At 51.6% G+C, this 12303-nt stretch carries 8 protein-coding genes and 4 pseudogenes; 5 read left to right on the top strand and 7 right to left on the bottom strand.

The features are described 5' to 3' along the window. Positions 1–52: 52 nt before the first annotated feature. Positions 53–1509, bottom strand: a pseudogene (locus tag KQP84_RS00135) (MFS transporter). Between the two features lie 119 nt (positions 1510–1628). Further along, positions 1629–2375 (bottom strand): SDR family NAD(P)-dependent oxidoreductase, encoded by a 747-nt coding sequence (locus KQP84_RS00130; protein ID WP_215844739.1) that lies wholly within the window; start codon positions 2373–2375, stop codon positions 1629–1631. A 129-nt stretch (positions 2376–2504) separates the two neighbouring features. Between KQP84_RS00130 and KQP84_RS00125 the strand changes: the two are divergent. After that, positions 2505–3373: pseudogene (locus tag KQP84_RS00125) on the top strand (LysR family transcriptional regulator). A gap of 353 nt (positions 3374–3726) precedes the next feature. Here KQP84_RS00125 and KQP84_RS00120 read toward each other — a convergent pair. Both KQP84_RS00120 and KQP84_RS00115 read right to left on the bottom strand, forming a co-directional pair. Next, the gene (locus KQP84_RS00120; protein ID WP_215844738.1) at positions 3727–4110 is read right to left on the bottom strand and encodes a VOC family protein; all 384 of its coding nucleotides are present in this window, start codon (positions 4108–4110) and stop codon (positions 3727–3729) included. After that, positions 4107–5270, bottom strand: a complete 1164-nt coding sequence (locus KQP84_RS00115) for an MFS transporter (protein WP_215844737.1) — start codon at positions 5268–5270, stop codon at positions 4107–4109. Before KQP84_RS00115 ends, KQP84_RS00120 begins: the two co-directional genes overlap by 4 nt. 234 nt (positions 5271–5504) lie before the next feature. Here KQP84_RS00115 and KQP84_RS00110 point away from each other — a divergent pair. After that, a pseudogene (locus tag KQP84_RS00110) lies at positions 5505–6175 on the top strand (DeoR/GlpR family DNA-binding transcription regulator). Positions 6176–6491: 316 nt separating this feature from the next. On the opposite strand, the gene KQP84_RS00105 reads toward KQP84_RS00110, so the two are convergent. Continuing rightward, a complete protein-coding gene (locus KQP84_RS00105) occupies positions 6492–6941 on the bottom strand; it encodes a bleomycin resistance protein (RefSeq protein ID WP_215844736.1) in 450 nt (149 codons plus the stop codon). A 456-nt stretch (positions 6942–7397) separates the two neighbouring features. Continuing rightward, positions 7398–8318, bottom strand: coding sequence for a LysR family transcriptional regulator (locus KQP84_RS00100; RefSeq protein WP_252515064.1), 921 nt, complete (start codon positions 8316–8318; stop codon positions 7398–7400). A gap of 127 nt (positions 8319–8445) precedes the next feature. Here KQP84_RS00100 and KQP84_RS00095 point away from each other — a divergent pair. Then, positions 8446–9320: pseudogene (locus KQP84_RS00095) on the top strand (MBL fold metallo-hydrolase). 114 nt (positions 9321–9434) lie between these two features. On the opposite strand, the gene KQP84_RS00090 reads toward KQP84_RS00095, so the two are convergent. Then, positions 9435–10340 (bottom strand): LysR family transcriptional regulator, encoded by a 906-nt coding sequence (locus KQP84_RS00090; RefSeq protein WP_215844735.1) that lies wholly within the window; start codon positions 10338–10340, stop codon positions 9435–9437. A 98-nt stretch (positions 10341–10438) separates the two neighbouring features. Between KQP84_RS00090 and KQP84_RS00085 the strand changes: the two genes are divergently transcribed. Together KQP84_RS00085 and KQP84_RS00080 are read left to right on the top strand one after the other, a co-directional pair. After that, positions 10439–10966, top strand: a complete 528-nt coding sequence (locus KQP84_RS00085) for a GNAT family N-acetyltransferase (protein ID WP_215844734.1) — start codon at positions 10439–10441, stop codon at positions 10964–10966. Beyond that, entirely contained in the window at positions 10963–12081 is a 1119-nt protein-coding gene (locus KQP84_RS00080; protein WP_252515063.1) for an MFS transporter, read from the top strand. The genes KQP84_RS00085 and KQP84_RS00080 overlap by 4 nt, the downstream gene beginning before the upstream one ends. Positions 12082–12303: the final 222 nt, after the last annotated feature.

Here is a 12303-nt window from a genome sequence, read left to right as displayed (position 1 = left end):
CAGCTGGCTGCCGAATCACGCGGAAGTTCGCAGCCAACTGAGATTTGTTGTGTTACTTGAGGGAAAAGCTGGCTGGGGCTGTAGAGCGATCGAAGGAGCGCCGGATTAACCGGATACTTAACCCTGCCCCAGTAGCCAGGCAGACTGCCATCACCAGAAGCGCGACGATAAAGGCATGTGTAATGACTGCTCCGCTGTCACCCTTGCCCAACATGCTGTAAAAAATACCGCCGATGACGGCGACGCTCAGCGCAGTGCTAATTTGTAATACCGAGCTGGTTACGCCAGCAATCATACCTGAAAACTGTGGCGCAACCCGGCCTGTCACCATCCGCACCAGGGTTGGCATCGCCAGCCCCTGGCCAAGACCAGTAACAAAAAGGAGAACTGCGAGCGGCAGCATGGCGGGAGGTCTGCCCGTCAGCGTCGTGGCGATCAACCATGCCATGCCCGCCAGCCCTACGGTTTCGCATCCCATCCCGATTGCGCTAAGGTAATTTCCGACAAAGCGCCTCAGGTAAGGTGTCAGTAACGGACCAATCAGAAAGCCGATGCCAAAGGGCAGAAAAAGCGTGCCCGCGTTCAGGGCGTTAAAATGCAACGCACCTTGCAGATAAACAGAAAACAGAAGAAAGAACGCGCCGATCGAATAAAACAGTAAAATAATCACAAGTCCCTGGCCCAGCCCTGGCGCGCGTAACACGGTCGGATTAAGCAATGGCGAACCTCCCTTCTGACTCAGGCGACGCTCATAACGCCATAACAACGAGGCCAGCAGCGGGACAGTAAGAAACAACAGCCACGTCCACCAGGGCCATCCCGCCTCACGGCCTTCAATCAACGGCACTATCAGCGTGCACAGCGTGGCTGTTGCTAGCAGCATGCCGACGGGGTCCAGTCGCTGTGCAGATTGCACCCGCGTTTCTTTCAGCAATGGCAGGCCAAAAAGAATGACCAGCAGCGCCGCAGGCAGGTTAACGAGAAAAATAGCCCGCCATCCCAAGTGAAACAGGTCCGCTGAAATCAGGATGCCGCCCAGTACCTGTCCGATAACGGAGGCCAGACCAAACACTGCACCATAGATACTCAGCGCTAACGGTCTCTCCGCTTCGGGAAAAATGGCCTGCACGGAAGCCAGCGCCTGAGGGGCCATAATGGCGGCGGTGGCACCCTGTAACATGCGTCCGGTAATCAGTACCCAAGGTGACCAGGCTAACCCGCACAGCAACGATGCAGCGGCAAACCCGATAAGCCCAAGAAAAAACATCTTTCCACGACCATAAATATCGCCCAGGCGGCCGCCGGTAATTAATGTTACCGCATACACGGCAGCATAGGATGAAATGACCAGCTGGTCAGCGGAAGATGATGCCCCCAGCTCGTTCTGAATGGCAGGCAGCGCCACGTTAACGATAAAAAATCGAGCGGCGGCAAAAATGCCCCAACCAGTAAAATGACAAACATTGCCCAGCGACGTGGCTCGGCTTGCGGGATGCTATGTGCCGACATAAAGCACTCCTTATGAAACGGTACAATCCCCGGTAAGGGGCGTTTTGTGATGGCAAAATGTGCAGTTAACCTGTCAGGACGGGGCGCGTCACCCCGAGGGATTCCGACTGCGCTGGGTGTCAGCGCATGCCGCCGGAGGCCAGAATTACCTCACCTGTGACCCACCCCGCCTCGTCTGATGCGAGAAATGAAACGATCGGGGCAACATCCTTCACCTGACCGATGCGGCCGAGCGGCGTCTGCTCTTCATTCCATGTCTGGAAGTCCGAGTTCATCGCGCCAGCGCTGTGGCTTCCTTCCGTTTCGATCAGCCCGGGGTTGACGGCGTTGACACGAATTCCTCGAGGGCCGAGTTCTCGTGATAGTACGCCGGTGATGGCGTCAATCGCGCCTTTGGCGCCGCTGTAGATGGCGCTCTCAGCAATAAAGACGCGGGTGACGAACGAACTGATATTAATAATGCTGCTGCCTTTACCCAGGTGCGGCGTGGCGGCAGCGCTCACTAACAGCGGTCCCAGAACATTGATGTCGAATTGCCTGCGGTAGAGCGCTTCGGTGCTCTCTTCAATTTTGACGAACTGGTAAACACCGGCGTTGTTCACCACAATGTCCAGCCGCCCGAAATTGCCGATGGCCGCGTTGATCAACGCTTCAACCTCTGCCTGGTTGGTGACATCCGCCGCTACCGCTAAGGCCTGCCCACCGGCGGCTTCAATATCGGCAACGACCTTATCGGCACCGCTTCTGCCTGTGGCATAATTAACGATGACCTTCGCACCGTCAGCCGCCAGCTGGCGGGCAATGCCTGCTCCGATACCTTTGGAGCCGCCAGTTACGATGGCAACTTTACCTTTCAATTTGTTCATATTTTCAGCTTCCTGATAGGGCCGCCTGGCGCGGTCTGGTGGTGGAGGCTATGGTGATACCAACATCATTGTTTGGGAACTGCCACTTTTGTATATTCAATGTTCATTTTTGAACGGTGAGGCGATGACATGGAGTGGGGTGACGTCCGGGTATTTCTTGCAGTCATTCGTAACGGTTCTTTCGGGGAGGCGGCCCGAAGGCTTGGCGTGAGCCATCCGACGGTCGGGCGGCGCATAAAGGCGCTTGAGGATGAGGCGCAGCAAGCGCTGTTTCGCCGGACCAGGGAGGGGCTGGTGTTGACGGACGCCGGCGACGGGGTTATGAAGCTGGCCGAAGCGATGGAAAACTCCGCGCTGGCGATGGAACGCCGCTTGGCAGGTAATCACGAACGTCTTGAAGGGATATTGCGGATATCTTCAGCAGAGTGGTTTGCTAACTATGTTCTGGCCCCTATTCTGGGCGAACTGACGCGCCGCCATCCGGCAATTGTGCCGGAAGTCATCGCAAGCTATCGCTTGATCAATCTGGCGCGCCGTGATGCCGACATAGCGTTTCGCATTGTGCCCTTTACCGAGCCGGACATTGTCCAGCGACGTCTGATGAGCATGCCCTACGCCCTCTATGGCACGCCTGAAAATGCACAGACAATGCTCACCGATCCCTCTTCGGTGGGGCTAATTTTGATGAATACCGAGCAATCACACTTTCCTGACGTCTCATGGCTGCTCGAGCGGTTTCCGCACTCCAGATGTGCCTTCAAAAGCACGAGTCGGGCGATTCAGGCGCAAATGTGTCTGCGCGGGATGGGGATCGCCGTGCTACCACAACCGTTGGGCGATGCCACCACTGGGCTGCAGCGCATTGCAACGCCTGATTTCCCCCCTCAAGAGATATCTGGGTAGGCTACCATCAAGATCTTCGGCACATGGATCGCTTACGCGCCATGCTGGATATCGCCGATGCGTTGCTTACGGATCCCACAATGGTGGCTCCGTGAGCCTGTTCCCCCACCCGTTCACTTATGCTGATGTTCTGAAGGAGTTCATGTGGCAGCAGAAGGAGGGGCAATTACGCCTAAAAACCTTCCGGTATCGCGTGATCACTGCTTAAAACGACTTTAAGGTTACTCGCGTCGTAACCTTCTGGCTTGTTTGCGTCCCTTACCAACAAACTTTGCCAGTTTCGTTTCCCCTTACTTTTGGATGTGCTGTACCCCACTCCTACCACAAATAAAAAACTGCCTGTACTCAAACAGGCCAGTAGGCGTGAACTTCCGCTTTGTGCCAATAGCGGACATAGAAATCCTTAGCGTGTATAGATGCACAGTAATCAAAACACTGACTATTACACTCAACCTACTATTTCAATTAAATTACCGTCAGGGTCATGAATAATCGCCTCATAATAGCCATCTCCCGTAACGCGGGCTGGGCTCACTAAAATTTCATTATTTAATGCTTTAATGACCATCTCATCAACCTGCTGACGAGAGTTCAGTTTGATAGCGATATGCGCCCATCCCGTAAGCTCTTTACCATGCAGCCCCTTTTCCAAACCATCCAGGCTCATTAACTCAATAGTCGGCCCATCACATAAGCTGACAAAATAAGAGGAAAAACCAGGCCTGTTTGTACTGATATATAATTCATTAGATGTTCCACCAAAATAATCACGCCAGAATTCTTTTTGTGCTTCAATATTTGTCGTCCACAAAGCTACATGTGAAATTTTCATGCATTTTCCTTCGCCGAATTATTCTGTCTAAGATTAAGAGAGAATGATATCGCACCGACAAACAGCATTAATGCCATAATCAGTGAAAAAGCTAGTGCTAGCGAACTGAAATGAGCGACATATCCAATAATAGCCGGGCCGCTTAATACGCCGAGATAACCCATCGTAGTAATTGCAGGAACAGCAACGGACTGAGGCATGACGCTTTGCTGGCCCACCGCCGAAAACATCACCGGGACGATATTCGCGCACCCAGCCCCCATCAAAATGTAACCAAGAAGCGACAGATGCCATGAAGGAATGAAAGTAATCAAAGCCAGACCGACTGCCGTAGTCAGTGATCCGCCAACAACTACGGTTAAACGACCAAGATTTCCGACAATCCGATCACCCATCAGTCTGGCTGCTGTCATAGCCACAGCAAAGCACGTATACCCAAGACCACCCAGCGTTTCAGGCATATTTCTGACCTGCGTCAGATAAACGGCACTCCAGTCCAGCACAGTACCTTCGGTGAGAAACACCGCAAAGCAGACCATTCCCAAGATCAGTACGATCCCACGCGGCACGGCAAAGGCGGAACCTTCTTTAGGGTTGGCGTAAGTCAGTAATCCCGGATAACTCAATATGGCTAAGACGATAACAGTCAGCGTTATCAGCACAGTGGAAGCAATAATATTAAGACCTGCAGCCAGAAGCAGGGTCATCAAACCCGCGCCAGCTATACCGCCAAAGCTGTACATGCCATGAAAACCGGACATCAGCGGAACAGACGATTCCTTTTCAACAAGGATTGCCTGGATATTCATGGCGCAGTCTGTCACACCAACGCCAATGCCAAAGACCAGTAAAGTAAGCCCCAGAAGTACAGGATTGCTAATTACCGCCAGTAAAGGTGTGCTTACTACAACTATCGCAATGGCTGCAACTATGACAGTACGGCAGCCAAACCTGCCGGTCAGTGAGCCCGTTACTGGCATCGCAATCAAAGCTCCAACCCCAAGACACAGGAGTAAGGTTCCAAGTGTTGCTTCATTAACACCCGTATTTGCACGAGCATATGGCACGAGAACCGCCCACGTCGCCGTGACAAAGCCGGCGATGAAGAAGGCCAGCCGTGTCGCCCGACTGGAAGAGATCCTGTGTGACTTCTGATTCATTTTATTCCCTATCCTGAAAGCTGGAAGTTATTTACTGGCAGAGCGTTTGATACAAGCCAGTAAGTGATTGACAAAGAATTAATCCTGCGCGACCATGCCCACCAATGCTCGTTTGTGATGATTTAAGAGGTGTTACATGCTCGATTATGCAGCTTTCCCCAAACAACGACAAGACTTGATCAGGAAAATATTGCGTGACCAGGGAGAGTGGTCTGTATCGAACTCGCCCAGCAGATGGGAGTTTCAGAGCACACAGTTCGTCGTGATCTTCATGAATTAAGTAAAGAAGGAGTATGCAAAAAAGTCTACGGAGGGGCAGTATTGCAGCTTCCAGATGCAGGAACACTGGATTCAAGAAAAGAGCAAAATCTATCAGCAAAAAACACAATCGCGCAAAGGTGTGCAAGCTTGATTACAAGTGAGAACTGCATATTTATTGATGCAGGCAGCACAAACCTGGCAATGGCAAAATCTCTGCCTGATGAACTCACCATAACGGTGGTAACAAACGCGCCAGATATCGCTGCTGCGCTTTTAAAACATCCCAATATAGAAGTTATTATGCTTGGGGGCGTATTCAGAAAGATAGTGGCGGCTCTGTGGGGAACACAGCAATTGAGCAATTAAGAAACATCATGTTCGATCAGGCTTTCATGGGAGGGTGTGCCATGAGTCCAGAAGCCGGGCTGACGGGTTTTAATTTTGATGACTGTGAGTTTAAGAAAGCGGCAATAGCGCAGAGTAGCCAAGTTATTGTCGGGCTGACCTCAGAGAAAATTCCAGGCGTGGCAAGGTTCTCTGTTGCCAGCTGTGAAGATATAGACATTCTTGTGGTTGAAGAAAATCTTGATAAAAATTTCCATTCATCTTTCCTCGCGGAGAATATAACCATCTTGACCGTTTAATTATTAACTAGATTAAATAATTAATATTAAGAAGGGGTTGCATCACTACTTACAAGGATATTATGCCAGAAGTAAAAAAGATGAGTTTGCAACGGTGCGGTGTTACCTTATTGAAAATAGGATTAATTTCTTGAGTGAGTTAATGCAATGAGAAGTTGATTCGGTTGATAAAAGTAATAATGAATAATTACTATTCATTCGGGCGTCTGCTCCTCGCTCATAGCGGACCTTGCCCCGCGTAAATGTCTGTTCTGTGCCGGAAGTGGACAAAAGGGGGAGTTAGAAAGGCGGTTAATTGACTAATGTGATGGCCGAACTATCGATGGGGAGTATCCGGCTCGGAATTTTTGACTTTACGTGTTCCAAGATGTTGATAAAACCGTAGTAAGTATCCATCAGGATCGGCAACAATAAACTGACGGTTTCCGCTTTCCACTGCCTCAACACGATACCAGCGGTCCTCAACAGGAAGGAAAAGACCAATGCCATGCTGTGCCAATGAGTTTATCAGGGGAGTAACTGAGGGAACCAAAATCTGAACATTCATCCCTTTTCCGAACGGGTAACCAGTCGGCTGATGCCCTCCTTCAAATGTCCGGCCTTCTCCTATCTGGTCGATCATGAGTTCAGCTTCCCCCAGTTTCAGGTAACAAAAGCCTTCTTCAGCGCGCTCATATACACATTCGAAGCCCAGGATTTGGCAGTAGAATCTTTTTGAATTGCGCCAATCTGATACAGAAAACTCAGGTACAAGTGCATTACTCATGGCTATAACTCCGTTTTCAATCTCAACGTTAATCATCTGGAACCAAGGTGAATGCCTGAGCAAACTGGCTTCCGGCGGTTCGGCAGAACCTGGCGACTCTGCCGGTTAGGCTATCGCGCTGATAATTCGGCTTGCCGGGAAGCCAGAGGGGCCATTCAGACTTCCCTCCACTGGTTCTGAATCATCAGCAACCAGTGTAACTGCTGTGTACCACCAGCAATGGAAAATCGTTGACCCGATAAAATGAAAGTAGGAAGAAGCCTCACAGAGAAAAAGCGCGCGGGTAGAGTAAGAAGCGAAACGGTGAATACATGCTCCTGAATGTTAGATATAACAGCAAACTTCCCGGTCAGATTTTTATTGTAATGAATTGGCAAAGGTCGTTTTATTACCTATCCAGGAACACAAAAATTGTCATTTCGTTGCATTTATGCGTCCGGACATCACATTCTTACATCAGTACAGCCCCAGCGTTGCCAGAAAACGTTTTGTCAGCGGTCTTGTTTCCTCTTTCCGCCATACGGCAAAAAGGGTGATTTCAAGCGGCAGCCAGGGGAGAGATACTAGAGCGACATTATCCGGAACAATCCGCGCAAGGCTTTTCTGTATGAATGTGAAACCCAACCCGGCCTCCACACAGGCCAGCGCAGCCAGTGGCCCGCTGACTTCCAGACAGATATTGGGGCGAAAACCGCCTTTCTGACATGCTGCGAGCAATCGCGCCCGCGCCGTAGGATTCAGGTTTTCCTGATCTGCTATCCACGGCTGGCCATTGAGATCATCAGGGCCGGGAGCCGGTAGCATTCTTTCTTTTGGCATAGCCAGTATCACAGGTTCCGTCAAAACTTTCTCCTGACGGAACATGCCATTAGCATCAGGTGGCGTATGCAGCAGGGCCAGATCAATGGCTCTTTCCCTCAGATGTTCAATCTGTTGCTTTGAACGCATAGCATGTAGGCGGATATCCGCTTCATGCCCCATACCAAGCCGTGCAATTGCCTCAGGAAGAAGCCGGGAATGGAGTGCCGCTTCTACATAGCCTATATCCAGTCGCCCTGCATAATCATGCGAGAGATGCCGGCCGTAATCTTTCAGGCGATCGTGATGTTGTAAAAAAGGCGTTACCTCATTAAGAAATTTTCTTCCCTCTTCAGTTAGCTTTAACCGCTTTTTATCACGATGAAAGAGCGTAATACCTAATTCACTTTCAAGCTGCTGGATCTGTCTGCTGAGTGGAGATTGAGAAATATGAAGCCTTTCTGCTGCCTGTCCGACATGTTCGAATAAGGCAACGGTGGCAAAAGAACGCAGTAATTTTATGTCCACAACAATTTTGGTCTCAACTGAGTCGAAAATTATCATAGTCTCATCAGGCATTTAACTTCAATATCTTTAGGCCGTGACCGTAACACTGACTTGCCAGCGACTGTTACTGGCTGGTTTAAACATCACGGACCGAATGAAGCTGCAAATTATAATTTTATTTTCATTAAGCGAGGACAGTATGGATACGTCACCTTTTCTTTCGCAAAAAATTGGCCATTACTCGATAACCGCAATAAGCGACGGGCGAATGAAAGCCAGCCTGGGTTTACTGTCAGGAATTGATTTAACCGAAGCAGGAAAAATTCAGGAGAAGTCAGGAGTAACAGCTCCCGATGATATTCACATTTACTGCTACCTCATACGCGGACAGGGACGCGTCATACTGGTGGATTCCGGGATGGGAGGACTGAATTATGCTGGTGGCGAATTTAAAAAAACCTTTTCTCGGCAGGCGTTAATCCAGGCGATATAGATACCGTGCTTCTGACTCACGGACATCCAGACCACATCGGCGGTTTGCTGAATGAGCATGGTCAGCCTGCATACAGAAACGCGAAACTTTTCCTGAGTCGTGATGAAGCAGCATTCTGGCAGGATGAAAATAAGCTGAAACTCATGGGTGAGCGCATACAGATGACCGGGTCGCTGGTTCGTCGCACGCTGGAAGCTTATGGCCCTGTGCTGCGTTTTACTGATGAAGCAGAAATCAGTGAGGGGATCAAGGCTGTAAGTCTGCCGGGACATACGCCTGGACACACCGGGTTTCTGATAAATTCATGCGATGAAAGCCTGCTGATCTGGGGTGATATTGTGCATTATCCGCATATTCAGTCAGCCCGGCCTGAAGTTTCAATTTCATTTGACTGTGATCCAGCCCAGGCAGAGAAAACAAGAAAAACCATTCTTGAACAGGCCGCTCGTCAAAATTTACGTGTTGCTGGCATGCACTTCGGTGAACCCGGGTTCGCATATGTTTCCGGTTCTCCTGAAAGGGGGTATTTTCTGACGTCATGTTCAGAACAGCAGAACGTCGTCCGCGGTATAACGGTATAATGCGCCCCGGCGAGCTTTTTGAAGTAAGAAAGCAAGCTCTTCTTTGGCATTTTCTCCAAAGGCGGCTCTGAGTGACTCTGTATTGACAGAACCTGGGCTAACGATAATTGATATTTATCTGCTTTCCTCTTTTGCAAAACTGCCGTTTAGTCTTTTCAGCACTTCACTTATGCCCCTGCTGACAATCCGATCCTCCCGCATTACTGTCCCCAAAGTCCGATGAAGCGAGGGCGTCACAGAGTAAAGACTGAGACCCTGCCTTTCTTCAATACTCGCAACGGACATGCGGGGAACGATGCTGTAGCCCAGACCGGAACGTACCATCCTTTTAATGGCTTCAATGCTGCCAAGCTCCATCATGGGGCTGGCAGTATGCCCGGCATACCGGAACCATTCGTCGATCAAGGCGCGTGTCCCGCTTCCGGGTTCAAATATAATCAGCGGCAGTGACAAAAGGGCGTCGGGAGGCAGCGGGTTCGCGCTCTGCTCTGATGCATCCTTTTCCATGATGACAACAAACTCATCCGTACCCAGCGGGCTTACGCTCAGGCATTTGCCGGCTGCTGGAAGTGTTACAAGTCCAATGTCTATACGATTCTCCTCCACGCTCCGGACAATATCGGAAGTATTGCCTGTGCGTACGTCCACTTTCAGCAGAGGATGTGCCTGTCGCAGCTGTTGCAGTAAGGGAGGCAGAAGATGAATACAGGCCGTTGCACCCGTGCCGACAGTAACGGTACCGGTTATCTCGTCTGAATGCCGAGACACCGATTCAATGGCTGTATTTACCACGGAATCAATTTTCATACAGTGCTCAGAAAAAGTCAGCCCGGCAGGAGTGGGCCTTATCCCCCGGCTGGTTCGCTCAATAAGCCGGACATGAAGCGCCTGCTCCAGCTGTCTTATCTGCAGGCTGACAGCCGGCTGTGATAGTCCGAGTGCTTCTGCCGCTCCTGAGAAACTGCCCCGGCTGATGACCATCCTGAAAGTAGCAAGATGATCAAGGTTCAGGTTTGCCATGCCAAAGTTTTCCTTATACCGCTGATAAGTCCCGCGGCCTGTCTGAAATTATTCATCCGGGTTAGTCTTTGTTTCTCACCAGAAAAAGAGCCATACCGATGGAAATAACTGAAGCAGATGAAAGACATATTCCTGCTATCCAGCAGATTTATGCTTATCACGTATTACATGGCACTGCCACTTTTGAAACCGAACCGCCGGATGCGGCTGAAATGGCAGCCCGCCTGAAAAAGGTGCGTTCAGCAGGACTGCCTTGGTTTGTGGCGATTGATGAAGGGCAAGTGCGGGGATACTGCTACCTGTCTTTTTACCGGGAACGCCGCGCCTACCGGTTTACCCTGGAAGACTCCGTCTATATTGACGCCACTTGTCAGGGGCGGGGCACCGGCAAAATGCTGTTATCCCGAGCGATAGCCTGGGCAGAAGCCCGTGGCTTCCGCCAGCTCGTGGCCGTGGTGGGTAACAGCGAAAACACTGCCTCCCTTGCCCTGCACCGCGCCGCAGGCTTCAGCATCACCGGCACACTCAGATCGGTAGGATTCAAGCACGGGCGCTGGCTCGATACGGTCATCCTGCAGCGCACGCTCGGGCTGGGCGACACCACGCTTGCGGAGAGCACAGATTGACAGACGGACATCTGACAGGGCGCAGCATTTTCTGCATCGGCATGACGCAGCTTATCAACTGGGGTATTACGTTCTACATGCCGGGCGTTTTCGGAACCGCCATCATGGCGGAAACGGGATGGTCTCCCGTGGTGACATTCTCTGGCCTGACCGTTGCCATGCTGGTTATGGGGCTGGTTTCGCCGCTGACCGGTTCCGTTATGGCTCGAGCCGGCGGACGCATGATGATGATGGCGGGAACCTTCGCCATAACTATCGGGTGTTTTCTGATGGCGATTACTCATTCCACAACGGCATGGGTTGCGGTCTGGGTCCTGACGGGAGTCGGCATGCGGCTTGCCCTGTATGACGCTGCGTTTGCCCTGCTTGTGGAAACCGCAGGCGCAGGGGCCCGCAGAGCAGTCTCTCTGGTTACTCTACTGGGCGGTCTTGCGTCAGCCGTGTTCTGGACTGCTGGCGCTGCCCTGCTGCACATTACCAACTGGCGGCATGCCTTACTCGTTTACGGCTGTGCGGGTCTGGTGGGCCTGCTTTTTCTGACCGCCGTTCCGGCAGGCCGTCGGGTAAACCCTCCCATGGTTGGTCGGTCCGGTCTTCCGGCGGCCGGGACGGCAGAAGATCGAAAAGGTTTCATCAGCGGCCTGTGGTATGCCGCCCTGATTGCGCTGATCAGCTTTGTCTCCACGGGCGTGTCCACGCATTTTCCCCGGATACTGGCCGCTTATGGCTTGCCCGCCTTGGCTGGCATGCTTTGGGGCGTGGGACAGGTGAGTGCCCGCCTGCTGGATGTGGCCTCCGGCGCACGCCTCTCCGCGCTACGCCTAAACCTTATTATCGGTGTCCTGCTGCCACTCTGCTTTCTGGCCGGCCTTGCGGGGTGCGTTACGCCTGTGGCTACAGCCCTCTTCGTCCTGGGCTATGGGGCCGTGAACGGACTGTGCACGGTTGTGAAGGCCGTACTTCCTCTTGTGCTGTTTGATCCACAGCAGTACGCCCGCAAAACAGGCGTACTGCTGTCACCAGGATTTTTCTCGCGGCGCTTGCCCCGTCTGCGTATGCCATGCTGCTGGAGCGGTACGGTATACCCGGCACGCTGCTTGTTTCCGCTATCCTGACCCTGTTCATTACGGCGATTTCCGTGGTGATCTGGCGACGCCATTCCGGCTCAGTAGTACAGAGCCGTGATGAAGAAACGCCTCCCCTTCCCGGGAAAAACGTTTGATACAGTCCGCGATACCATCAAAATTTTATCCAGATTAATCAAAATATTGTGCATCCGCTTGTCGCTCAAAGCGGACTTGACCGTGTGCCTGTCTGCTTTGTGCCAGAAGCGGACC

It is taken from the genome of Candidatus Pantoea bituminis (assembly GCF_018842675.1).
GTDB lineage: Bacteria > Pseudomonadota > Gammaproteobacteria > Enterobacterales > Enterobacteriaceae > Pantoea > Pantoea phytostimulans.
Note: the sequence above shows the minus strand (reverse complement) of the source record. Positions and strands in the feature narration are given on the sequence as shown.

Excerpts from the sequence above, each read along its gene's own strand:
- KQP84_RS00120 (WP_215844738.1), bottom strand. The coding sequence starts at position 4,110 with ATGAAAATTTCACATGTAGCTTTGTGGACGACAAATATTGAAGCACAA.
- KQP84_RS00115 (WP_215844737.1), bottom strand. The coding sequence starts at position 5,270 with ATGAATCAGAAGTCACACAGGATCTCTTCCAGTCGGGCGACACGGCTG.
- KQP84_RS00090 (WP_215844735.1), bottom strand. The coding sequence starts at position 10,340 with ATGGCAAACCTGAACCTTGATCATCTTGCTACTTTCAGGATGGTCATC.
- KQP84_RS00105 (WP_215844736.1), bottom strand. The coding sequence starts at position 6,941 with ATGAGTAATGCACTTGTACCTGAGTTTTCTGTATCAGATTGGCGCAAT.
- KQP84_RS00130 (WP_215844739.1), bottom strand. The coding sequence starts at position 2,375 with ATGAACAAATTGAAAGGTAAAGTTGCCATCGTAACTGGCGGCTCCAAA.
- KQP84_RS00085 (WP_215844734.1), top strand. The coding sequence starts at position 10,439 with ATGGAAATAACTGAAGCAGATGAAAGACATATTCCTGCTATCCAGCAG.
- KQP84_RS00100 (WP_252515064.1), bottom strand. The coding sequence starts at position 8,318 with ATGCCTGATGAGACTATGATAATTTTCGACTCAGTTGAGACCAAAATT.